This is a genomic window from Streptomyces sp. NPDC107454 (assembly GCF_055582885.1).
Genome location: NZ_JBVJPA010000002.1, coordinates 236,748 through 260,469, shown reverse-complemented (window position 1 = coordinate 260,469; position 23,722 = coordinate 236,748). Strand labels below are relative to the sequence as shown.

Here is a 23,722-nt window from a genome sequence, read left to right as displayed (position 1 = left end):
GCGGGCAGGGACCACCCCGCTGCCGTCAGCGGTGCTCGCCCACGCGGATCACCCGCAGCCCGGGCGAGGACAGGATGTCCTTCTCACAGAACCGGGAGGTGACCCACTTCCCCTCGGAGAACAGCCGCGTCTGGTCGCTGAAGTGCGGCGAGTCCTGGTTCGACGACTGGGAGTAGGTCAGCAGCGTGCGGGCGACCGGGCAGCGGCCGCCGTCCCATCCGACGGCCTGGATGTACGAGGACCCCGTGGTGACCTCGGTGTAGCCGCCTGCCGCCGCGTCCCACACCGGCTCGACCTTGTTCCACACACCGAGCGACTCCGTGCCGCCCGGCACGGGGATGCGCTGACCGCCCCGGACGACGACCTGGTGCGCGCCGAGCGTCGCGTCCAGCGCGATGCCCGCCGCCCGCAGCTCGCTCACCGCGTCGGCGAGGGCCGTGGCCACGCCGGGCGCCCGCGTGTTGAGCGTGTTCGGCGTGCGCACGGGGTCCGCCGCCGAGAACGGGACCTTCCAGAGCTGCGCGGGCGCGGTCACGGCGCTCAGCCGCCGCCAGAACCGGTCGAAGAGCAGTGCGCCCCGGCTGCCGGTCCTCATGGAGCGGTCCCACGCCTTCAGCACACCGCACGCCTCGCTCACGTCGACGGCCTTGCCGTCGCTGCCCGTCGCCGTCCCACCGGGCAGCGCGGCACAGGCACGGGCCGTGTCGTCGGCGATGAGGTCCCCCGAGGTCGCCCGGTTCGCGAACTGCTGCGCTTGCAGGTCCCGTACGGTCAGCTCCCCCCTCGCGGCCATCGCGGACACGTCCGCCTTCGCGCCGCGCGCACGGGTCGACAGCTGCGAGCCGACCGGTCCGAAGACCCGTTCGTACCCGGTGAGCGGCCGGTCCGTATTGGCCAGCCAGGCACTGTCGTTGGAGTTCTCCGCGTACGGCGCGTCCTTGAGGACCGGCATGCTCGCGGGCCCGAAGATCCCGGGCTGTACGGCGTCGCGGTCGCTGCCCAGCGCGCAGTCGCCGCGGGAGCCGTCGAGGACCGCGATACCGGACGACGGATAGAGGGCCTTGCCGAGCGCCGTCGAGCAGCGCCGCGCCAACTCGTCGGTGATCCGCGGAAGCACCTGCGACTGCGTGAACAGCGAGTGCCCGCCCGAGTCGGCGGCGACCGTGTTGATCCAGGGCAGCCCCTGTGTGCGCCTCAGCGTCGTGAGGACGTCGGCCGTGCCGCGCGCCCGGCCGAAGCCGAGGGCGGTGTCGGGGGCGCGCAGGTTCTCGGCGTTGGGGTCGTTGAGGGCGTACGCCGTCGTGGACGTCCAGGGCAGCGGGAGTCCCGCGCCGAGCGAGGTGACGACCGGGCCGTAGCGGGTCCACCACTGGGTGCGGGTGACGGGCGGGCCGACCCGCGCCTCGACGGTGACGGTCCGCCTCGTCATCCGCTCCGGCTGCCCGTCCACCAGGTACGTCGTCGGGTCGGCCGGATCCAGCGTCAGCTGATGGAGGTTGAGCGTGACGCCGGTGGCGACGGTATGGCTCCAGGCGAGCCGTGCGTTGTGCCCGATGGAGACCGTGGTGGAGCCGAGCAGCGCGCCGCCCGCCACGTTCAGCTCGCCGGGAATCGTCTGCTGCGACTGCCAGAAACGACGGCCGCCCTGCCACGGGTAATGCGGGTTGCCGAGCAGCAGCCCGCGGCCGTTCGCCGTGGTGGCACCGCTGAAGGCGACCGCGTTGGACCCCATGTCGGCTGTGTCGAAGAGTTTTTGGGCGGCGCGCGCGGCACCGCGCGCGTCGGGTGTCCCGACGGCCGTACGCGCGGCGGCCGTCGCGGGCGGCTGCGCGGCCGTGATGCCGTCGACCGCGCGGCCCTGACCGCCGAGCACCGCCAGCGCGAAGGTACGCGCGGCCACGTCCACCGCGGTCACGGGCCGGACCCAGGAGGCGCCCCGGCAGGCCGGATCGGTGATCCGGTTCTGGGCGAGCCAGGCGTTGTAGCCGACCGCCCAGCCCCGCATAAGATCCTTGGAATCGCGGCTCGGACCTCGTGGGGCGGGCACCGCGAGCAGTTTCTCGACGGTGCCCGTCGCACGTACGCCGCGGAAATAGAGGTCGCTGGAGAGGTTCTCGGCCGCCGAGGACAGCGAACCGTCCGGCTCCGCGTCTGGACCGAAGAAGCGGGAGCGTTCGCCGCGTACGGTCACGAACCCGTCGGCGAGGGTGCACACCTGGTCGGCGGCCTGCGCCCAGCCGGTGCCGAAGCCGAGGTCCGCGTAGTTCTTCGCGAGGATGTGCGGAATGCCGTACTCGGTGTAGCGGATCACGGCGGACAGACCGCCGGCGGACGGGTGGGACGGAGAGTGCTGACGCTCCTGGCCGTTCGCGGCGGTCGCGGGCAGCGCGGCCGAGGCGGTGAGCAGGGCTACGGCCAGGACAGCGAACCGTCTGGGGCGGATGCGCATCGTGCCTCCCGACATCATTGAGGGAAGGGGCGGTTGAGCGTAACAACAGCCACAGACGTGTGACCTGGTGTCAGTACGTTCCACGGCGGGGTTGATCCTCTTCGCGCCAAGGGCGCGGGACGCTTGACCCCGTTCGCGGGCCGGAACGAGGATCGCGGCACAGCAGTCGGACGAAGGAGCAGGTCATGACGGCGGGTCACAACCCCACGGTGGCGGCGGGACGGAGCGTCACGGTCGACGGGGTGCTGCGGCGCAGCGCCCGGCGGACCCCCGAACGCGTCGCGATCCACTACCGCGACCGGTGCTGGACCTACGCCGAACTCGACGAGGCCGTCTCGCGCGCCGCCCAGGTGCTGCGCTCCTCGGGACTGGTACCGGGCGACCGAGTCGGCGCCTACGGCCACAACTCGGACGCGTACCTGATCGGCTTCCTCGCGTGTGCGCGCGGCGGCCTTGTGCACGTGCCGGTCAACCAGAACCTGACCGGTGACGACCTCGCGTACATCGTCGGACAGGCCGGCTGCGGACTGGTCCTGGCCGACCCGGACCTGGCCGGGAACCTCCCCGAGGGAACCCGCGTTCTCGCCCTGCGCGACAGCGACGGCTCGCTGCTCGCGCGGCTCGACACGACCACGCCGTACGACGGACCGGAGCCCCGCGGCGAGGACCTGACGCAACTCCTCTACACCTCGGGCACCACCGCGCTGCCCAAGGGCGCCATGCTGACCCACCGTGCGCTGGTGCACGAGTACCTCAGCGCGATCACCGCCCTCGATCTGCAGGCCGGCGATCTGCCCGTGCACTCGCTGCCGCTCTACCACTCGGCGCAGATGCATGTGTTCCTGCTGCCCTATCTCGCGGTCGGCGCCGTGAACGTCATCCTCGACGCGCCCGACGCCGGGCAGATCCTCGACCTGGTCGAGGCCGGTCACGCGGACAGCCTGTTCGCGCCGCCCACCGTATGGATCGGACTGTCCAACCGGCCCGACTTCGCCACCCGTGACCTGAGCGGGCTGCGCAAGGCGTACTACGGGGCGTCGATCATGCCGGTGCCGGTTCTGGAACGGCTGCGGGAGCGGCTGCCGAAGCTGGCGTTCTACAACTGCTTCGGCCAGAGCGAGATCGGACCCCTGGCCATGGTCCTGGGACCCCACGAGCACAAGGGGCGGATGGACTCGTGCGGGCGGCCGGTGCTGTTCGTCGAGGCGCGGGTCGTCGACGAGTCGGGCACGGACGTGCCCGACGGGGAGCGGGGCGAAATCGTCTACCGCTCACCGCAGTTGTGCGAGGGCTACTGGGACAAGCCGGAGGAGACCGCGGAGGCCTTCCGTGACGGCTGGTTCCACTCCGGGGACCTCGCCGTGCGCGACGACGAGGGCTACTTCACCGTCGTCGACCGGGTGAAGGACGTCATCAACTCCGGTGGCGTGCTGGTCGCCTCGCGCCAGGTCGAGGACGCGCTCTACACGCACGACGCCGTCGCCGAGGTGGCCGTGGTCGGGCTCCCGGACGAGCGGTGGATCGAGGCGGTCACGGCGGTCGTGGTCGCCCGCAGCGAGGTCACCGAGGCCGAACTCCTCGCCCACGCACGCGAGAAGCTCGCCGCCTTCAAGGCACCCAAGCAGGTCGTCTTCGTGGACGCACTGCCACGCAACGCCAGCGGGAAGATCCTCAAACGCGAGCTGAGGGACCGCTTCGCGGACGCACGGGCCGAAACCGCCCAGGGGTAGGGCGCCCTGGCGGAGCCGGCCGACGACCGTCGTGTGCGACCGCTCGCCCCGGGACGGGCCCGGTGTGGGCGCTCTCCCCGACCTGGGCTTCCACGGAGCGCTGTTCCTCGCCCCGCTCCGCTTGAACGCGTCCGCACGTCGATCGCGGGCCACCTGGTGCCGAGGCCGTGGCAGTCGGTCGCGACGGCCGCCGCGGGTTGCGCGGCATGCGTCAGCGGGTCGCCTCCGTCGCCACCGAGCGCGCCCACCGGTAGTCCGCCTTGCCGCTGGGCGAGCGCTGGATGGTGTCGGTGATGACGAGCTGGCGGGGGATCTTGTAGCCGGCCAGGTGACCCCGGCAGTGGGTCTGGATGTCCTCCAGCGAGGGCCTGCCCGCGCCCTCGCGGAGCTGGACGACCGCCGCCACGTGGTTGCCCCACTTCTCGTCCGGCACCCCGGCGACCAGCGCGTCGTACACGTCCGGATGGGACTTCAGGGCCTGCTCGACCTCCTCCGGATAGACCTTCTCGCCACCGGTGTTGATGCACTGGGAGCCGCGGCCGAGGACGGTGACGATGCCCTCCTCGTCGACCGTCGCCATGTCGCCGAGCAGCACCCACCGCTCGCCGTCCTTCTGGAAGAAGGTCTCGGCGGTCTTCTTCGGGTCGTTGTAGTAGCCGAGGGGCACATGGCCGCGCTGTGCGACCCGGCCGGGTTCACCGACGGCGACCGGCTTGTACGTGGCCGGATCCACCACCTGCGTACGGGAGTTGACCCGCAGCCGGAAACCCTGTCCGGCCCCCGAGTCCGCGGTCGCGGTGCCGTTGAAGCCGGACTCCGAGGAGCCGTAGTTGTTGAGCAGCATCACGTTCGGGACCAGTGACTGGAACTGCTCACGCACCGTCTCCGACATGATCGCGCCGGACGAGGACACGCTGAACATCGAGGAGCAGTCCGTGCCCTTCATCGGCCCCCGCAGTGCGTCGATCAGCGGGCGCAGCATCGCGTCGCCGACCAGCGACATGCTGGTGACCTTCTCCTTCGCCACCGTCCGCAGGACCTCTTCGGGCACGAACTTGCGGTGGATCACGACCCGTTGTCCGAAGTTGAACCCGATGAACGCCGTCAGGGTCGAGGTGCCGTGCATCAGCGGGGGAGTGGGGAAGAAGGTGATGCCCTCGCCGCCGGCCGCCACCCGCTCGGCGAGCTCCTCCGGCTTGCTGACCGGCTCGCCCGTCGGGGCTCCGCCGCCCAGCCCGGAGAAGAACAGGTCCTCCTGGCGCCACATCACACCCTTGGGCATGCCGGTGGTGCCGCCGGTGTAGATGATGAACTGGTCGTCCGCCGAGCGCGGCGGGAATCCCCGTTCGGGGGATCCGGCGGCCTCGGCCTCGGCGAAGTCCAGGGCGGGCAGGGAGGCCCCGTCGGTCGCCGCGCTCCCCACCCGCAGGAGATGCCGCAGCGCCGAGGCCCGCGGCAGTGCCGCCGCCACCCGGTCGGTGAACTCCGCGTCGAAGACCAGCGCGACCAGATCCGCGTCCCGGTAGAGGTAGACCAACTCCTCTTCCACGTAACGGTAGTTGACGTTGACCGGCACGATCCGTGCCTTCAGGCAGCCCAGCACGGTCTGCACGTACTCGACGCCGTTGTAGAGGTGCAGTCCGAGGTGCTCGCCGGGGCGGATGCCGCTGTCGATCAGGTGATGGGCGACGCGATTCGCCGCCGCGTCGAGTTGCGCGTACGTCAGACGGCGCTCCGCGCCCGTGCCCGGATGGTCGATGTACACGAGGGCCTCGCGGCCCGGAACCACGTCGACGACCGACTCGAACAGATCGGCAAGGTTGTACTCCACCGCTCCTCCTGACGTCGTGCGTCCGGTCCCGCCCCTCGGCTCGACGGCCATCAGAGCAAAGCCCGCCACAACTGGGAAGGGCCCGCGCAGAAGAAATCTGACTGTCTGTCAGAAAACTCTTGTACTGGTCCCGCGCCTCCTGCAACCTGTTCTCGTTCCAGAGAGCCTGTCTGACGGGAGGACGGCAATGGGTGGTACGGAACACCTCACCGTGCAGCGCGAAGGCGCCACACTGGTACTCACGCTCAACAGGCCCGAGGCCAGGAACGCGCTCTCGCTGCCGATGCTCGTCGGTCTGTACGACGGCTGGATCGAGGCCGACGAGGACGACGCGATCCGCTCGATCGTGCTCACCGGCGCGGGGGACGCCTTCTGCGCCGGCATGGACCTCAAGGCGCTGGCGGGGCAGGGCATGGAGGGCCAGCAGTACCGGGACCGGCTGAAGGCCGACCCCGATCTGCACTGGAAGGCGATGCTGCGCCACCACCGCCCCCGCAAACCGGTGATCGCCGCCGTCGAGGGCCACTGTGTCGCGGGCGGTACCGAGATCCTCCAGGGCACCGACATCCGGGTCGCGGGGGAGTCGGCGACCTTCGGGCTCTTCGAGGTCAAGCGCGGGCTGTTCCCCATCGGCGGCTCCACGGTCCGCCTGCAACGCCAGATCCCACGCACGCACGCCCTGGAGATGCTCCTGACGGGGCGTCCGTACTCGGCCCGTGAGGCCGCCGGGATCGGCCTGGTCGGACACGTCGTGCCCGACGGGACGGCGCGGCAAAAGGCCCTCGAGATCGCCGAACTGATCAACGCCTGCGGTCCGCTGGCCGTCGAGGCGGTGAAGGCGTCCGTGTACGAGACCGCCGAGATGACGGAGACGGAGGGCCTCGCGGCCGAGCTGACCCGCGGCTGGCCGATCTTCGACACCGCCGACGCGAAGGAGGGCTCCCGAGCCTTCACCGAGAAACGCCCACCCGTCTATCGGCGCGCGTGACGTCCGGGGTCGTGACGGTGCGCGGGGCCGGGACGGGCGTGATCCTCGCCCTCCCCCCCCGACGGAGTCGTGACGCGCACGATCCCCCTCCCCTAAGGAGACAACCGGGATGCCCGAAGTCCTCAAAGCCCCCCTCGTCGTCGAGTTCCCCTTCACCCGTTCGCTCGGCCCCGTCCAGAGCGCGTTTCTCACCGGGCTGCGTGAGCGTGTCGTCCTGGGTGTGAAGACCGCCGACGGCCGGACGCTCGTCCCGCCCGTCGAGTACGACCCCGTCACCGCCGAGGACCTGGGCGAACTCGTCGAGGTCGCCCCCACCGGCACCGTCACCACCTGGGCCTGGAACCACGAACCCCGTCGGGGCCAACCCCTCGACACCCCCTTCGCCTGGATCCTGGTCCGGCTCGACGGCGCGGACACCGCCCTCCTGCACGCCCTGGACGCGCCGGGCCCCGAGGCGGTACGCACCGGTATGCGCGTGCGGGTCCGCTGGGCGGCGCAGCGTACCGGCGCCATCACCGACATCGCCTGCTTCGAGCCGTACGACGGAGACCGCCCGCATGTCGCGGGCCACGACGGGCGGTTCGAGGACATGGTCACCGGCATCGTCGCTCCCGCGCGCCTCGACTACGTCTACTCGCCCGGCCGCGCCCAGTCCGCCTACATCAACAGCCTCTCCTCCCGGCGCACCGTGGGCGAGCGCTGCCCGTCCTGCCGCAAGGTGTACGTCCCGCCCAGGGGCGCGTGCCCCACCTGCGGTGTCGTCACGTCGGAGCAGGTGGAGGTGGGCCCGCGCGGCACCGTGACCACGTACTGCATCGTCAACATCAAGGCCAGGAACCTCGACATCGAGGTGCCGTACGTCTACGCGCACATCGCCCTCGACGGCGCCGACCTCGCGTTGCACGGCCGGATCGGCGGCATCCCCTACGACCAGGTGCGCATGGGGCTGCGGGTGGAGCCGGTGTGGACGGAGGGCGGCCGCTATCCCGACCACTACCGGCCCACCGGCGAACCGGACGCCGAGTACGACACGTACAAGGAGCTGTTGTAGATGCCGCCCATCAGGGACATCGCCGTCGTCGCCTTCGCGCAGAGCGACCATCTGCGCACCACCGACGAGCTCTCCGAGGTGGAGATGCTCATCCCGGTCCTGCACGCCGTCCTCGACCAGACCGGGCTGAAGACCAGCAACATCGGTTTCACCTGCTCCGGTTCGAGCGACTACCTGGCGGGCCGCGCCTTCTCCTTCACCATGGCCCTCGACGGGGTGGGCGCCTGGCCGCCGATCTCCGAGTCGCACGTGGAGATGGACGGGGCCTGGGCGCTGTACGAGGCGTGGACGAAACTGCTCACCGGGGACGCCGACACCGCGCTGGTGTACGGGTACGGGAAGTCCTCACCCGGATCCGTACGGGACGTTCTGACCCGGCAGCTCGACCCGTACTGCGTCGCGCCCCTGTGGCCCGACTCCGTCGCCCTCGCGGCCCTCCAGGCGCAGGCGCTCATCGACGCCGGCGAGACCGACGAGCCCGCGCTGGCGGGGGTGGCGGCCCGCAGCCGCGCGTCGGCTGCCACCAACTCCCATGCTCAGCTGCGGGGTTCGGTGGCCCAGGGTGAGTACCTCGTACGGCCCCTGCGCGTCGGAGACTGTCCGCCCGTCGGCGACGGTGCCGCCGCCGTGATCCTCGCGGCGGGGGAGCGGGCTCGCGAGCTGTGCGAGCGGCCCGCCTGGATCCGGGGCATCGACCACCGCATCGAGGCGCACGGCCTCGGCGTGCGCGACCTGACGGACTCGCCGTCGACCCGCCTCGCCGCGGAGCGGGCCGGAGCCTTCGAACGGCCCGTCGACACCGCCGAGTTGCACGCCCCGTTCACCTCCCAGGAGGTGGTTCTGCGCAAGGCGCTGCGGCTCGGCGAGGAGGTGCGTGTCAACCCGTCGGGCGGCGCCCTCGCCGCCAACCCGGTCATGGCCGCCGGGCTCATCCGCATCGGTGAGGCCGCCGCCCGCGTCCACCGGGGCGAGTCCGACCGTGCGCTCGCCCACGCCACCTCCGGGCCCTGCCTCCAACAGAACCTGGTCGCCGTACTCGAAGGGGATCCGCGATGAGCAAGGAGCCCGTGGCCGTCGTAGGCATCGGCCAGACCAAGCACGTGGCGGCCCGACGGGACGTGTCCCTGGCGGGACTCGTCCGCGAGGCCGCCGGGCGGGCGCTCGCCGACGCCGAGTTGACGTGGGCCGACATCGACGCCGTGGTCATCGGCAAGGCGCCCGACTTCTTCGAAGGCGTCATGATGCCCGAGCTGTACCTCGCCGACGCGCTCGGCGCGGTCGGCAAGCCGATGCTGCGGGTGCACACGGCGGGTTCCGTAGGCGGTTCCACGGCCCTGGTCGCCACCAACCTGATCGCGGGCCGCGTCCACGGCACCGTCCTGACCCTGGCCTACGAGAAGCAGTCCGAGTCGAACGCCATGTGGGGCCTGTCCCTGCCCATCCCCTTCCAACAGCCGCTGCTGGCCGGGGCGGGCGGCTTCTTCGCCCCGCACGTACGGGCGTACATGCGGCGCACGGGCGCGCCCGACACCGTCGGCTCGCTGGTCGCGTACAAGGACCGGCGCAACGCGCTGAAGAACCCGTACGCCCATCTCCACGAGCACGACATCACGCTGGAGAAGGTGCAGGCCTCGCCCATGCTGTGGGACCCGATCCGCTACTCGGAGACCTGCCCGTCCTCGGACGGCGCCTGCGCGATGATCCTCACCGACCGGGCGGGGGCGGCCCGCTCGCCGAGGCCGCCCGCCTGGCTGCACGGCGGCGCGATGCGCAGCGAGCCGACCCTGTTCGCGGGCAAGGACTGTGTGTCGCCGCAGGCGGGCAAGGACTGCGCGGCCGATGTGTACCGGCAGGCGGGCATCGCGGACCCGCGCCGTGACATCGACGCCGTGGAGATGTACGTGCCCTTCTCCTGGTACGAGCCCATGTGGCTGGAGAACCTCGGTTTCGCCGAGGAGGGCGAGGGCTGGAAGCTCACCGAATCCGGTGTGACGGAGCTTGACGGGGACCTGCCCGTCAACATGTCGGGCGGCGTCCTCTCCACCAATCCGATCGGCGCTTCCGGCATGATCCGCTTCGCCGAAGCGGCACTTCAGGTGCGCGGTCAGGCGGGAGAACACCAGGTGGAAGGGGCTCGCAGGGTGCTGGGACACGCCTATGGAGGGGGATCCCAGTTCTTCTCGATGTGGCTGGTCGGGGCCGAGCCGCCCACCTCCTGAAAGCGTCCCCCTCACGTGGCCTGTCCGCCGCCGTAACCGATCGCTAGGCTGGCGGCGGACGACGAACCGGGAGGAGCACGGACGTGGCCGAGAGCACCATCGAGCAGCACCCGCTGGCGGGGTGGGACAAGCCTGAGCTGGACCTCAGCAACGCCGAATGGCAGTCCAGCAGCCAAGGGCGGGGAGACGTCCAGATCGCTTTTGTCGAGGGTTTCATCGCGATGCGCAACAGTGGCCGCCCCGCGAGCCCTTCCTTGATCTTCACACCGGCCGAGTGGGGCGCGTTCGTGTCGGGCGCCCGCGAGGGAGAGTTCGACCTGACCTGAGCCGACCTGACGTCGAGACGACGAGCCGACGCCCCGTACGAGGAGGCGATACGCGACGTGGGTCCCGTCCAGGGGCCGGTGCCCGAGCCGGGGTCCGGCCCCAGGACGAGGCTTCCTCTCGGGGGCCGGCGATCCGTGAACGGCACGGCGGCCCGGAGCGGCTGAACGGTGTGGCGGCCCCGAGCGGCTGAATGGCACGGCGGCTCCGAGCGGCTCATGGGTGCACGGGTACCTATCATTAACGCCATGGCGGACTCGATCGACGCGGACACCCGGCTCGCCCTCGACCTCGCCCTCACCATCCGGCACGACGGACATGGCGCAGTGGCCGACGACCTGACGGAACCCGGTGGACTCACCACCTGGGTGCGCGGGCACGCCGACCTGCTGCCCGGAGCCGACGGCTTCATCGCCGACGCCGCCGCGCTCGCCGCCGTACGCGACCTGCGTGCCGCGGTCCGCGCCCTGTTCGCCCGCGCCGTGCGCCCCGGCGACCCCAGCCCGGCCGACGCCGCCCGGCTGCTGCCCGTACCGCAGGCCGTGCGCTGCCTGAACGCAGCCGCCGCCCTCGCGCCGACCGTCCCCGTCCTCACCTGGGACGACGGCGCCGAACCCGTCGTACGCCGACAAGCCGTGGGCGGCACCGCACCCCTCCCGGCCCTGCTCGCCCGCGCCGCCCTCGCCTTCCTCGCGAGCCCGGACCGGTCGCGGCTGCACGCCTGCCACGCGCCGCGCTGCGTGCGCTACTTCATCAAGGAACACCCGCGACAGGAGTGGTGCAAACCCTCGTGCGGGAACCGTGCACGTGTCGCCCGCCATCACGAACGGCACAGGAAATCCGCGCAGGCCGTAGGGGATTGACCGAAGATTCCGGTCGGTCGGCCGAAGCCCGCACCGGTAGCGGCGGAAGGGCTCCCCACGAGGCGTTACGAGCGTACTCTGAGGTCCCTGGAGGTCACGGTACGCATCCGCTCCCCGCGTGGACCGCACCACCGTGGCCAGGGGGTGGATCATGGGACAGCGCGCTGTACGCAGCAGAAGGACTCTCTTCGAACGGGAGGGTGAACTCGCCGCGGCCGACGAGGCGTTGAACGAGCTCACCGGCCTGCGCGAGGACGGAACCGAAGCATCCGAGCGGCCCCGCGGCGCGCTCCTCGCCTTCGCCGGACGTGCCGGAATCGGCAAGACCACGCTCCTCGCCGAGGTACGGCGGCGCGCCGCGGCCCAGGGCTGCACCATCCTGTCCGCGCGCGGCGGCGACCAGGAACAGGGCGTCGCCTTCCACGTCGCCCGCCAGCTCCTGCAACCGCAGCTCGCCGGGATCGCGGAGGCGGAACTCCGCGCCCAGCTGGGGAGTTGGTACGCGATCGTCGGCCCCGCGCTCGGCCTGTGCGCCCCGTCCGAGGGAGCCCCGCCCGACCAGCAGGGTTTGCGCGACGGCCTCGACTGGGTGCTCACCCACCTCGCGGTGCAGCGCGCCCCGATGGTGCTCGTCCTCGACGACGCGCACTGGGCCGACCCCGAGTCGCTGAGCTGGCTCGCCGCCTTCGCGCCGCGCGTCGAGGAACTTCCGCTGCTGCTCGCCGTCGCCTACCGGCCCGACGAACTCCCCGACCACGCAGAGGCGTTCAGGGGACTGCCCGGACGCGCGGGCCAGCGCCCCCTCGACCTCGAACCGCTCAGCGCCGCCGCCGTCGCCGGACTCGTCCGCGAGGACCTCGGCACCCAGGCCGACGACGTGTTCTGCCGCGAGTGCTGGGCGGTCACCGCGGGCAACCCCTTCGAGGCGGTGGAGCTGACCGCCAAGGTCCGCGACCGCGGGCTGGTCCCGACCGAGGAGGGGGCGCACCTGCTGCGCGACCTCGCCGCCGCCGTCAAGGGCAGCGGCCTGATCGCCCGCCTCGAGCGCCTCGGCGCCTCCACCGTGCGCTTCGCCTGGGCCTGCGCCGTCCTCGGCACCGAGATCCCGCCGACCCTGGCCGCAGCCGTAGCCGGCCTCGGCTCCGAGGAGGCCGCCGACGCCGCGGACGCCCTGCGCGGCGCCCGTATCCTCGCCGGCGCCGACACCCTGGAGTTCGTCCACCCCCTCATCGCCACCGCCGTCTACCGCGCCATCCCCGGCGCCGTCCGCGTGGCCCTGCACGGCCAGGCCGCCTGGTGCGTCATCAACGAAGGGCTCGGCCCCTCCGCCGCCGCCCGCCACCTCATGGAGACCCACCCCGAGGGCGACAACTGGGTCGTCCAGCAGCTGCGCGCTGCCGCCCGCGAGACCCAGCGCGCCGGAGCCCCCGACACCGCCCGCCGCTACCTCGCCCGCGCCCTGAGCGAACCGCCGCCCCTCAAGGAACGGGCCGCGGTCCTCCACGAACTGGGCTGCGCCTCCCTGCTCACCGAACCGGCGACCACCGTCAACCACCTCCGGGCCGCCCTGGAAGAACCCATCACCGACCCGGAGCTGCGCCACAACATCGTCTACCGGCTGTCCCAGGTCCTCGCCCACAGCGACCGGCTCGCCGAGGCCTCCGAGACACTGGCCCGTGAGATCCGCGTGACCGGCGACGCCCGGGTGCGGCTGCGCATGCAGTCCGAACAGTTCATGTGGGACGCCTTCCGCGCCGACGAACCCGACTCCCCGGCCCGCTCCCGCCGCCTGGCCCGCCTCGCCGACCGGCTCACCGGCCGCGACCTCACCGAGCGCTATGTCATCGGCCTGCGCGCCTGGGACGCCACCCTGCGCGGCGAGCCCGCCCACGTCGCGCTCCACCACGCCGAACGGGCCCTCGCCGGAGGGATCCGCTGGGCCGAGGCCGACCGCGGCTTCGAGGTGCCCGTCCTGGTCGCGCTCACCTTCATGTACGCCGACCGCCCGGGCCGCACCGAGGAACTGTTCGCCGCCGGGATCGCCGACTTCGAGTCCCAGGGCTGGCACGGCGCCCACCTCTCCTTCGGCTACACCCTCCTCGGATACGTCCGCTACCGCCGCGGCCGACTCGCCGAGGCCGAGGACTTCGCCCGCGCGGGCCTCAGGCTCGCCGAACGCGTCGGCGCGGGAACCCCTGTCCACTGGTACGCCGTCGGCGTCATCATCGAGATCCTGCTCGCCCGCGGTCGCGTCACCGAGGCCGCCCAGATCGGCGAGGACCACGCGTTCGGCGCGCCCTTCCCGGCCGCCGTCACCTTCCCCGACGTCCAGACCGTGCACGGCGAACTGCTGCTCGCCCGCGGCCTCACCAAGGAAGCCGCCGCCGAGCTCGAAGCGGCCGGACGCCGCCTGGACCCGCGCGGCATGCGCAACCCCTCCTGGTGCCCCTGGCAGCTCCACCTCGCCCGCGCCGAACGGCACGACGCGCCGGAACGCGCCGCCGCCACGGCACTCGAAGCGGTGCACCGCGCCCGCCAGTTCGGCGCTCCCTCGGCCGTCGGACAGGCGCTGCGGGCCGCCGCCGACGTCTCCTCCGGCGCGACCCGCGTCAAGCTCCTCGAAGAGTCCGTCAGCCATCTGGAGCGCTCCCCGGCCGCCTACGAACTGGCCTGCGCGCTGGTCGCCCTGGGCACCGAACTGCGCCGCTCGGGCTCTCCCAAGGAAGCCGCCGAACACCTGTACCGGGGGCTGGACGCGGCCATGCAGTGCGGCGCCGACGGTCTCGGCGACGAGGCCCGCGCCGAACTGGCCGCCGCCGGACTGCGCCCGCGCCGCCTGCACAGCACCGAGACGGACACCCTCACCGCCCGTGAACGCGCGGCCGCCGCGCTCACCGCCCGGGGCCGCACCACGACGGAGGTCGCCGAGGAACTGGGGACCGAGGAGCCGGCCGTCGTCCGTCTGCTCTCGGCGGTCTACCGGAAGGTGGGCACGGACCGTACGGGCCTGGCGGCGGCGCTGGGCCAGCAATCGGTCCGGTAGCCATGCGGGACCGGTTCGCCCACCCTCCACAACCGGTCCGGCCACCTTCGGCAACCGGGTCCGGCCACCCTCGGCAACCGGGTTTGGCGACCATCGGCAACCGGGTCTGGCCACCCTCTGCAACCGGGTTTGGCGACCATCGGCAACCGGGTTTGGCGACCATCGGCAACCGGGTTTGGCCACCCTCTGCAACCGGGTCTGGCCACCCTCTGCAACCGGGTCTGGCGACCCTCTGCAACCGGGTCCGGCAACCACGCGCAGCCGGGTCCGGCGGCCATGCACAGCGGGGTCCGGCGGCCACGCGCGGGGGACGCCCCCGAGGTCCGGTTCGCGCCCGGGCACGTACCATTGCGGCATGTCCTTCCTCCGCCGCCGCAGCGCCACGCCCGCCGGGCCCGACTTCGACGTTCTGGCCATGGATCCGGGTGACTGGCCGGGCAATCTCGGTGCCGGTCTGCTGCCCGCCCCCGACGGCAGCTGCCAGGGTGTCTTCCTGCGCTACGACCTGTTCGGCGGCCGTGGCCCCGCGATGATCATCGGCAATCTGCCCGAGGGCTCCCCGGCCCGAGAGGTCGCCGAGGACGAGATCCCCTTCGAGGTGGCCCAGCTGCTGCTGGCGCTGGAGAACGACGAGGAGGTCACCGTCACCGGGACCGAGGACATCCCGGTGATGCAGGGTGACGGTCTCCTCATCGTGCGCCGTCTCAAGCTCTCCGAGACCCGCATCTCCTGCGTGCAGTTCGACCGCAGCGACAACGTGCTGGTGACCATCGCCGCCTGGGACCGTCCCATCACCGACGACCTGTACGCCCTGCTCAAGCCGCTGCCCCCGGAGCTCTTCCAGCAGGGCTGAGGCCCCGGCGCCGCGTTCAGGCGGCCGGCTGCCACCCGAGTGCCGGACCGAGCCGGGTGGCGATGTCGCCGAGGATCTGCACGTAGTCCTCATGCCCGAAGGTGAACGGCAGCGCGAACGCGACCTCGTCGACCTCCCGGAACGCGGCGTGGGCGTACAGCCGTTCGGCTATCTCCTCGGAGGTGCCGACGAGATCGGGCGCGAACATCATCCGGGCCGGGCCCTGCGGGGTCGCGGTGCGAGGAGTGCGCTTCAGGGCGTACTCCTCGTACTTCTCGCGCTGCTCGGGTGAGGCGCTGTCGGTGGGGATGACGACAAGGCCCTGGGAGACCCGGGCACGATCGCCCTCGGGGTGGTGGGCGCGGAACGTCCGGATGTGCGACCGCTGGATGTCGGCGAAGTCCTCGGACTCCTCCGCCTTGACGACACTGCTGGTCAGCAGGTTCATCCCGTGCTCGCCCGCCCACTGCGCGGAGCGCAGGCTGCCACCCCCGTACCACATACGCCGGCCCAGACCCGTGGCGTGCGGCTGGACGCGGTCGGAGAACACCTCGAAGCCCTCGACGCCACTGAAGTCGGTCGCCGACTTGCCCCGCACGAAGTCCAGCAGTCGTTCCACGCGGGCGTAACTGAAGTCCTCGACGTCGCCGGTGCCCGGGTAGAGAGCCTGCTTGACCTGGTCGTAGTGCATCGGCGGGCCGACGCTGACGCCAGGGTTCAGGCGGCCCCCGGACAGGATGTCGACCGTGGCGAGGTCCTCGGCCAACCGCAGCGGGTTCTCCCACCCCACGGGGATGACCGCCGTCCCCAGCTCGATCCGGCTGGTGCGCTGCGAGGCCGCCGCCAGCACGGCCACGGGAGAGGAGATCCCGTACTGGAGATGACGGTGGCGCACCCACGCGCTGTCGAATCCGAGCCGCTCACCGAGCTCGATGATCTCCAGCGTCGATTCGTGACCACGCCGCGGATCGGCCTCGTCGAACAGCCCGATGGTCAAGAAGCCCAGCTTCCGCAAGGGGCGTGAGGGCAGTGGCACGAGGCTCCTCCAACGTTCGCGACGATCTCCGTTGAACAGTCGAACGTCAGCGCCACGGCGACTATGCCCGAGGTGGCGGGCGGTTTCCGCGCTCCCGCCCCGACGTCCACCGAGTCCGCGGGGTGGCGCGGTTGCGACATGTCCCATCCGCGCCACCGGGAAACGGTGACATCGCGTCCGGCGGCAGCGGATTCTGTGCAGCACCCGAATGAAGATCTCCGCACGCGCACAACCATGCACGGAAAGGTGCTGATCAGATGAGACGCATCCGCCTCGCGGCGGTGATATCGGCCGGCCTGGCGCTGACCGCCGGCGGCATGCCATCGGCGGCCGGCGCGGCTGGTGTGTCCAGTACGGCCGGGACGGCAACGGCAGCCACGGCTGCCTCGGCGGGAGGCTCGCCCGGCGGCAGCGCCACCGTGCGGCTGATCACCGGCGACCGCGTGACCGTCACGACGGACGGTGACGGCAAGCGGATCGCCGCCGTCGAGCCCGGCAGCGGCAGGCGCGGCATCCTGTTCCGTACCGTCGAACAGGACGGCGATCTGACGGTGCTGCCCTCCGACGCCCAGGACCTGGTCTCCGCCGGGCGCCTGGACCGGCAGCTGTTCAACGTCAGCGCACTCATCAAACAGAAGTACGACGCGGCGCACACCGACACGCTCCCCCTGATCATCGGCAGGCCGGACGGTGTCCCCGCCTCCGCGGTGAGCAGGCTCACCACGCTGACCGAGGACGACGCGCCCGCCCGCACACTGGACAGCATCGACGCGCAGGCGGTCCGGATCCCCGACGACGACCTGGACCGGTTCTGGAGACAACTCGCCCCCGCCCCGAACAGGGTGAGCGCCGCGGGCGTGGCCGCCACGCCGAAGATCTGGCTGGACGGCCGGGTGGACGCCACCCTCGACCGCAGCACCGGACAGATCAACGCCCCGGCGGTCTGGAAGGCCGGGTACGACGGCACGTCCGTCAAGGTCGCGGTACTCGACACGGGTGTCGACCGGACCCATCCGGACCTGGCCGGACGCATCAGCCAGGCGAAGGACTTCTCGGGCAGCTCCGGGACCGGTGACGTCTTCGGCCATGGCACCCACGTCGCCTCCACGGTCGGCGGGACCGGTGCCGCGTCCGGCGGCACCCGCAAGGGGGTGGCACCGGGCGCCGACCTGCTGATCGGCAAGGTTCTCGGGGACGAGGGCTACGGAACCGAGTCGCAGGTCATCGACGGCATGGAGTGGGCCGCCGCCGAGGGCGCCAGGGTCGTCAACATGAGCCTGGGCTCGGACGAAGTGAGCGACGGCACCGACCCGATGAGCCTCGCCGTCGACGAACTCAGCAGCACCAGTGGCGCCCTGTTCGTGGTCGCGGCCGGCAACAGCGGAGAGCAGGGCGCGGGAACCGTCGGTTCGCCCGGCGCCGCGGACGCCGCACTGACCGTGGGCGCGGTGGACCGCGACGACTCACTCGCCCCGTTCTCCAGCCGCGGTCCGCGCCACGGCGACCGCGCGGTCAAGCCCGATGTCACCGCGCCGGGCGTGGGCATCGTCGCGGCCCGCGCGGCGGGCACCACCATGGGCGAACCGGTGGACCAGTACTACGTGGCTGCTTCCGGTACGTCGATGGCCACCCCGCATGTGGCGGGCGCCGCCGCCCTGCTCGCCCAGGCGCATCCGGCCTGGAGCGGACAGCGGCTCAAGGACGCGCTCATCAGCACGGCGCACACCGTCGGGGGACAGCAGGTGACCGAGGAGGGCGGCGGCCGCGTCGACGTGGCCGCGGCGGCGCTCGGACCGGTCACCGCCACCGGGAGTGTGGCCCTTGGACCCTATGGGACCGGCGGCGACAACGGCGTCCCGCGCACGGCCACAGTCCGCTACACCAACACCTCGGACAAGGACGTCACCCTCGCGCTCGCCGCCCACCTCGCCACCACCGGCGGCCGGGAACTCACGACCGGTGCGCTGCGACTCGGCTCCGACCTGGTGCGCATCGCCGCCGGTGCCACCGCGGACGTGCCGCTGACGGTGGACCCCTCCCGGGCCGGCCGGGGCGACTACTACGGCTATGTCACCGCCACCACGACCGACGGCGCGGTCAAGGTCCACACCACGGTGAGCGTCGTGGTGCACGGCCCCACCCACAAGCTCACCGTCACCACCTACGACCACGACGGCAACCGCGTCCAGGCACTGCCCACCATCTGGGGCACGGACGGATTCGTCGACTACGTCAGCACCGAGCCCGCCGTCGCCGAAGTCGAGGAAGGGACCTATCAACTCGACTACTCCAGCCTGGACACGGCCGACGACGGACAGGAACTGCGCCACGTCGTCCTGCCGGAGGTGAAGGTCACCAAGGACACGGCCGTCACCCTGGACGCGCGCAAGACCACCAAGGTCGACATCCGCACGCCGCGGCCCGCCGAACAGCGCGGCATCCTCGACTACCAGACCTACCGGCAGATCGACGGACACAGCCTCCTCCAGGGCACGATGTACTTCGACCTGGCCAAGCGGCTCTACGTCAGCCCCACCGCGGCCGTCACCGACGGCACCTTCGAGTTCGCCTCGCGCTGGCAACTGGTCGCCCCGCTGATCCAGGCGAAGGTGTCGGGCAGCGACCGCGCTCTCGACGCGTACTACATGCCGAGTTCACCGCTGTTCGACGCCGGCGGCACCACCTTGAGAGCCGTGGACGCGGGCACCTTCGCCGAGCCCGACTTCAGCCGTGCCCGCGGCAAACTCGCGATCGTCCGCAACGAAGAGGGCACCGACGAGCGGGAGTTGACCCGGCAGGCGGCCGCGGCGGGCGTACGCGGACTGCTGATGACCCACTTCTCCGACATCGCCTGGACGCGCTGGAGCCCCGACGGCGAACGCACCGCCGTGCCGACCGTCCGCATCGGCAAGGCGGCGGGCGCCGCCCTGCTCGACCGGTTGAAGAAGCACCCGGCCACCACCGTCAGGTTCACCGGAACGGCGAAGAGCCCGTACCTTTACGACGTCATGCAGACGTCGTCCCAACAGATACCCCGGCAGGTCGTGTACACGGTCTCCGAGCGCAACAGCGCGGTGCTGCGGACCACATACGCCGACAACGGAGGAGCGCCCTGGGCCAGTGAACAGCGGTTCGCCCGGCGCCCCTACCAGGACACCGCCTGGCTGCAGTACACCCGCTACGTGCCGACGGGCTTCGTCCGCACCGAGTACGTCAGCGCGAACGGCACGACCTGGCTCCACCGGGTGCATCACACGACCACGTTCGACGTCGATATGCCGCTGGCCGTGGGCATGGTCGACGCGCCCCGAACCTACCGGCCCGGCGAGCACCTCGACGAGCGCTGGCAGGGGGCGGTGGTGCGCCCCTCGATCCCCCGGGGCACCACGACGCCCTCGGTACGGACCGGAGACGTACTGGCCCTGCGCATCCCGGAGTTCACCGACTCCACGGCGGGTCACTGGTCACGGCTGCTCGCCGGTGACGGCGGCGGGGTGGGCGGACTGGCCACGGCGGCCGACGCGCCGGGCGGTGACACGGCAGCCGCGGCGCTCTACCGCGACGGCGTGAAGGTCGCCGACGCCGGCAGCGCCTGGACCGATTTCGAGGTCTCCCCGGGCGCGGCCGACTACCGGCTGGACCTGACGACCTCGCGCGTGGACGACGAGTGGGCGTTCGCCGCCCGCACGGACACCTCCTGGTCCTTCCGCTCCGCGACCACGGCCACGGCGACGCCGCTGTCCCTGCTGCAACTCGACTACGACGTACCGGTCGATGCGCACAACGCGGTGGGAGCCGGGCGGACGCACACCATCGGCCTGGCCGTCCGCGCCCAGGACGGGCAGCCCGCCCCGCGTGGCGTGTCCCTGCGCGTGGAGGTGTCCTACGACGACGGCAGGCACTGGGGCGGTGCGGCGGTCCAGGACCGCGGGCACAACGCCTTCCGGGCCACCGTCACCAGGCCCTCCGGCCACGGCGTCGCGTATGTGACCCTGCGGGTCACGGCGCGGGACCGGCTCGGCGACAGTGTCCGGCAGACGGTGCAACGCGCCTACCTGCAACGGGGGTAGACACGGCTGCGCACAGTGCGCACGGCGGGTGCACGGCGGAGCGACGCGGCCGTGCACCCGCCGCCCGTCCACACGGATGCAGTACGGTGTTCAACGGTTGGACGGGGTGGGACCAAGGAGAGCGCCGTGACGCTGGAAGCCGCCGGGGTCACCGATGCCGAGGAGGCCGCCTACCGGATCCTGGTGACGATGAGCAACGCCTCGGCGCGCGAATTCGCGATGCGCTCGGGTGCCACCACCGCGGGCGCCGCACAGACCCTCGAGGCGCTCACGGCCAGGGGACTGGCCAGTCACACCGACGGATCACCACGGCTCTACCGGGCCACGCCACCCGATGTGGCCCTCATGCCCCGGCTCAAACGCAACGCCGACGCCCTCGACCAGGCCCGCGCCACGGCCACCGCCCTGCTGGCGACCTACCGGGACACCATGCGCCGGCGCGACGCCGGCGAGCTCATCGAGGTGATCACCGGGGCGGACGCGCTGCGCCAGCACCTCCGCCGCATCCAGGCGGACACCCAGGACGAGATGCTGTGGTTCTGCAAGGCCCAGTACGTCGCCATGCCGTCGGGCAGCAACGAGGCGGAGTTCGACGCCCTGGCCCGCGGGGTGCGCTATCGGGTCCTCTACGAGAAGGCGTTCTTCGACGACGAGGGAGCCGTGGACAACGTTATCGAGGGCGTACGGGCGGGTGAAGTCGCCCGCGCGGTACCCCATCTGCCCCTGAGGCTCGCCGTGGCCGACCGCGCCATCGCCATCTGCCCCCTCGTACCCGGTGGTCCGCACGGCAGCCCCGAGGAACCCACCGCGGCCCTGGTGCGCGACAGCAGCCTCCTCGCCGCGCTCATCGCACTCTTCGAACGCTACTGGGACGACGCCGTACCCCTGCACGTCGATGACACCGGAACGGTCAGCGGCACCGACGGGACATCCGGCGCCGACTCCCTCTCCACCACGGACCGACGGCTGCTCTCCCTGCTCGTCGCAGGCGTCACGGACAAGGCGATCGCTTCGCAACTGGGCCTGAGCAGGCGCACGGTCCAACGTCATATCCAGCAACTGATGACGTTCGCCGGCGCGGCCACCCGTATGCAACTGGCCTGGCAGGCCGCTCGCCGGGACTGGGTGTAGCGGAGACGGGCCCGGCACCCGGGAGATCTGACCTCCGGGGTGCCGGCACACCAGCTCGACCGGTCGGAGTAAGGACGGTACGGGAGCCGGGGGCCGGGGAGCTGTCCGCGGCCCGGCCCCCGCCCCCGGCACCTATGCGTGCGAGCGCGTCAGGTTCACGTCCGCCGCCCGCACGAACGCCACCCGGTGGCCGAACTGGATCTCGTAGTACATGTCCTTGCCGATCACGACCCTGTGCGGGGCCGTGTCGAACGTCGGCGCGTAGAAGTACTCGCCCGGCACCTTGTCACCGACCACGTACTTCTGGCCTGCCAGGATCTTGTACGGCAGCGGCGAGACGGCCTGGACGGGCACACCCGCGGGGTACGCCGCCGCCTCCGGATAGGCACGTCCGTACACGGGGATCTCCGTGACGCCGGCCTTGGGGGTCACGACCTGACCCGAGGCGTTCACCGCAGTCGGCCGGCTCTGCGGGTTCTTGAACCAGGCCTTCTGGCCCAGGTACCAGATCGCCGTCCAGTCGCCGTCACGGTCCGCGACCGCGTACCGCTGTCCGGTGGAGACCCGTGAACCCACGTCGTTCACGTCGATCGTCGAGTCGTCGCCCTTGGGACGCAGCCCGATGTCCTTGATCAGGGGCGAGGTCTCGTCCGGCCGGGAGTACAGCCGCACCTCGCTGGAACCGTGCGCCGCGCAGGGCTCGCCGCTGGTGACACAGCCCGTGTACCGGGGCTGGTTCTCCGCGAAGTCAGGCAGGACGGTGACCAGACCGCCACTCGTCCTCGTCTTCGCCTTCGTCGCCCCCTGGAAGGGGTGGCCGAGCAGCGTGAAGTAGTGCTGCCAGTCCCAGTAGGGGCCCGGGTCCGTGTGCATGCCGGGGATGGTCGACGTGGTCGGGCCCGGCACATTGTCGTGGCCCAGGATGTGCTGCCGGTCCAGCGGCACGCGGTACTTCTCGGCGAGGTAGGTCACCAGCCGCGCCGAGGCCCGGTACATCTCCTCCGTGTACCAGGCGTCCGGCGAGGCGAGGAACCCCTCGTGCTCCAGGCCGATCGACTTGGCGTTGATGTACCAGTTGCCCGCGTGCCAGGCCACGTCCTTCGCCTTCACATGCTGGGCGATGTGACCGTCGGTCGAGCGCAGGGTGTAGTTCCAGGACACATAGGTCGGGTCCTGGACCAGCTTCAGAACGCCGTCCCAGCTGCCCTCCGTGTCATGGATGACGATGTACTTGATGCTCTGCGACGTGGGCCGGTCACCGAGGTCGTGGTTGCCGTAGTCACCGTCGCCGAACTGCGCGTACGGGGCCGGAATCCACTCGCAGGACACGGTGGTCGGGCACTGAGTGTCCTTGGCGGAGACGGTACGCAGCCCGGCCCGCCGCAGCTGCGCGGTGTCGGGGCGCAGTCCGGGCCGGGCGGCGAGCGCGACCTGCTGACCGGCGTCCGTGGTGCGCTCCTCGCCCTCGCGGATCACTCCGTAGACGTCATTGGCGTACGTCGCCGCGGTCGCGGTGTCGTCCGCGCCGGAGAAGCGCGCCACCGCGCCGTACCAGTCGGCCGCGTCGTCGCTCAGCGGCTCGCCGAGGTCCTTCTGCGCGGCGGCCAGGAGCGCGGCCCCGCCCGCCACGTTCGCCGCGGCGTCCGTGCGCAACCGCTCCTCGGGCAGGCCGGTGAGCCGGGCCGCCTTCGTCAACGTCTTGAGCCGAGCCGGGAGTTGGGAGTTCTGCGGCACCTCGGTGGTGGGCAGCAGGGCCGCACGCGAGCTGTCGCCGCGGGCGTCCTCCGTGCCCTCACTGTGGTGCGGTGCCTCCGCGATCGCCGTCCGCGCGTCGGTGAGGTGCATGGGGCCGTAGCCGCCGCTGACGCTCGGCGCGCCGGCGTGCGCGTCCCAGCGGGACTGGAGGTAGGAGACGCCCAGCAGGACGCTCAGCGGCACGTGGTACTCGGCGGCGGCGCCCGCGAAGGCCCGCTGGAGTCCGGCGGAGGACGTCTGCGCGGTGCTGTTCGACGGTGCCGCGCCGAGCAGCGGCAGCAACATCGCCGCCGAGGCGACGGCGCCCGCGGTACGGCGCGCGCGTCTGTGCCCGGCGGTGGCCTCGGGGTCGGTGAAGGATCCTCGCAATGCAGCCTCC

15 protein-coding genes are annotated in these 23,722 nt (G+C 71.8%); 11 read left to right on the top strand and 4 right to left on the bottom strand.

Going from position 1 to position 23,722, the window contains the following annotated elements; translation table 11 throughout:
• Positions 1-25 precede the first annotated feature (25 nt).
• Complete coding sequence (locus ACZ69M_RS05330; protein WP_470046799.1) at positions 26-2,449, bottom strand: penicillin acylase family protein; 2,424 nt, start codon at positions 2,447-2,449, stop codon at positions 26-28.
• 185 nt (positions 2,450-2,634) lie between these two features.
• On the opposite strand from ACZ69M_RS05330, the gene ACZ69M_RS05325 reads away from it, so the two are divergent.
• Positions 2,635-4,179: an acyl-CoA synthetase gene (locus tag ACZ69M_RS05325; protein ID WP_470046797.1), complete on the top strand. Its 1,545-nt coding sequence runs from the start codon at positions 2,635-2,637 to the stop codon at positions 4,177-4,179.
• A gap of 211 nt (positions 4,180-4,390) precedes the next feature.
• On the opposite strand, the gene ACZ69M_RS05320 is transcribed toward ACZ69M_RS05325, so the two are convergent.
• On the bottom strand, positions 4,391-6,010 hold the full coding sequence (locus ACZ69M_RS05320; protein WP_470046795.1) for an acyl-CoA synthetase: 1,620 nt from the start codon (positions 6,008-6,010) through the stop codon (positions 4,391-4,393).
• Between the two features lie 187 nt (positions 6,011-6,197).
• Here ACZ69M_RS05320 and ACZ69M_RS05315 point away from each other — a divergent pair, with 187 nt between their 5' ends.
• From ACZ69M_RS05315 to ACZ69M_RS05280, 8 genes are all read left to right on the top strand, one after another.
• Positions 6,198-6,998 carry a crotonase/enoyl-CoA hydratase family protein gene (locus ACZ69M_RS05315; protein ID WP_470046793.1) on the top strand — a complete coding sequence of 267 codons (801 nt, stop codon included), beginning with the start codon at positions 6,198-6,200 and terminating at the stop codon, positions 6,996-6,998.
• 109 nt (positions 6,999-7,107) lie between these two features.
• On the top strand, positions 7,108-8,049 hold the full coding sequence (locus tag ACZ69M_RS05310) for a Zn-ribbon domain-containing OB-fold protein (protein WP_470046791.1): 942 nt from the start codon (positions 7,108-7,110) through the stop codon (positions 8,047-8,049).
• Positions 8,050-9,105 carry a thiolase domain-containing protein gene (locus ACZ69M_RS05305; protein ID WP_470046789.1) on the top strand — a complete coding sequence of 352 codons (1,056 nt, stop codon included), beginning with the start codon at positions 8,050-8,052 and terminating at the stop codon, positions 9,103-9,105. It begins immediately after the preceding gene.
• The gene (locus tag ACZ69M_RS05300; protein WP_351700017.1) at positions 9,102-10,268 is read left to right on the top strand and encodes a thiolase domain-containing protein; all 1,167 of its coding nucleotides are present in this window, start codon (positions 9,102-9,104) and stop codon (positions 10,266-10,268) included. The genes ACZ69M_RS05305 and ACZ69M_RS05300 overlap by 4 nt, the downstream gene beginning before the upstream one ends.
• An 83-nt stretch (positions 10,269-10,351) precedes the next feature.
• Positions 10,352-10,594, top strand: coding sequence for a DUF397 domain-containing protein (locus ACZ69M_RS05295; RefSeq protein WP_075025824.1), 243 nt, complete (start codon positions 10,352-10,354; stop codon positions 10,592-10,594).
• A gap of 246 nt (positions 10,595-10,840) precedes the next feature.
• Positions 10,841-11,455 carry a CGNR zinc finger domain-containing protein gene (locus ACZ69M_RS05290; protein ID WP_470046786.1) on the top strand — a complete coding sequence of 205 codons (615 nt, stop codon included), beginning with the start codon at positions 10,841-10,843 and terminating at the stop codon, positions 11,453-11,455.
• A 151-nt stretch (positions 11,456-11,606) separates the two neighbouring features.
• Positions 11,607-14,498 carry an ATP-binding protein gene (locus tag ACZ69M_RS05285; RefSeq protein ID WP_470047530.1) on the top strand — a complete coding sequence of 964 codons (2,892 nt, stop codon included), beginning with the start codon at positions 11,607-11,609 and terminating at the stop codon, positions 14,496-14,498.
• 355 nt (positions 14,499-14,853) lie between these two features.
• Entirely contained in the window at positions 14,854-15,351 is a 498-nt protein-coding gene (locus ACZ69M_RS05280) for a hypothetical protein (protein WP_054232928.1), read from the top strand.
• Between the two features lie 16 nt (positions 15,352-15,367).
• Here ACZ69M_RS05280 and ACZ69M_RS05275 read toward each other — a convergent pair whose 3' ends face one another.
• A complete protein-coding gene (locus tag ACZ69M_RS05275) occupies positions 15,368-16,387 on the bottom strand; it encodes an LLM class flavin-dependent oxidoreductase (RefSeq protein WP_470046784.1) in 1,020 nt (339 codons plus the stop codon).
• A 257-nt stretch (positions 16,388-16,644) separates the two neighbouring features.
• On the opposite strand from ACZ69M_RS05275, the gene ACZ69M_RS05270 reads away from it, so the two are divergent.
• Both ACZ69M_RS05270 and ACZ69M_RS05265 read left to right on the top strand, forming a co-directional pair.
• Complete coding sequence (locus ACZ69M_RS05270) at positions 16,645-20,457, top strand: S8 family serine peptidase (protein WP_470046782.1); 3,813 nt, start codon at positions 16,645-16,647, stop codon at positions 20,455-20,457.
• A gap of 126 nt (positions 20,458-20,583) precedes the next feature.
• Positions 20,584-21,588 (top strand): helix-turn-helix domain-containing protein, encoded by a 1,005-nt coding sequence (locus ACZ69M_RS05265; RefSeq protein WP_470046780.1) that lies wholly within the window; start codon positions 20,584-20,586, stop codon positions 21,586-21,588.
• Positions 21,589-21,720: 132 nt separating this feature from the next.
• Here ACZ69M_RS05265 and ACZ69M_RS05260 read toward each other — a convergent pair whose 3' ends face one another.
• On the bottom strand, positions 21,721-23,712 hold the full coding sequence (locus ACZ69M_RS05260; RefSeq protein ID WP_470046778.1) for an N-acetylmuramoyl-L-alanine amidase: 1,992 nt from the start codon (positions 23,710-23,712) through the stop codon (positions 21,721-21,723).
• Positions 23,713-23,722 lie beyond the last annotated feature (10 nt).

Coding starts and splice junctions, on each gene's coding strand:
- ACZ69M_RS05330 (WP_470046799.1), bottom strand. CDS start 2,449: ATGCGCATCCGCCCCAGACGGTTCGCTGTCCTGGCCGTAGCCCTGCTC.
- ACZ69M_RS05325 (WP_470046797.1), top strand. CDS start 2,635: ATGACGGCGGGTCACAACCCCACGGTGGCGGCGGGACGGAGCGTCACG.
- ACZ69M_RS05315 (WP_470046793.1), top strand. CDS start 6,198: ATGGGTGGTACGGAACACCTCACCGTGCAGCGCGAAGGCGCCACACTG.
- ACZ69M_RS05310 (WP_470046791.1), top strand. CDS start 7,108: ATGCCCGAAGTCCTCAAAGCCCCCCTCGTCGTCGAGTTCCCCTTCACC.
- ACZ69M_RS05305 (WP_470046789.1), top strand. CDS start 8,050: ATGCCGCCCATCAGGGACATCGCCGTCGTCGCCTTCGCGCAGAGCGAC.
- ACZ69M_RS05300 (WP_351700017.1), top strand. CDS start 9,102: ATGAGCAAGGAGCCCGTGGCCGTCGTAGGCATCGGCCAGACCAAGCAC.
- ACZ69M_RS05290 (WP_470046786.1), top strand. CDS start 10,841: ATGGCGGACTCGATCGACGCGGACACCCGGCTCGCCCTCGACCTCGCC.
- ACZ69M_RS05285 (WP_470047530.1), top strand. CDS start 11,607: ATGGGACAGCGCGCTGTACGCAGCAGAAGGACTCTCTTCGAACGGGAG.
- ACZ69M_RS05280 (WP_054232928.1), top strand. CDS start 14,854: ATGTCCTTCCTCCGCCGCCGCAGCGCCACGCCCGCCGGGCCCGACTTC.
- ACZ69M_RS05270 (WP_470046782.1), top strand. CDS start 16,645: ATGAGACGCATCCGCCTCGCGGCGGTGATATCGGCCGGCCTGGCGCTG.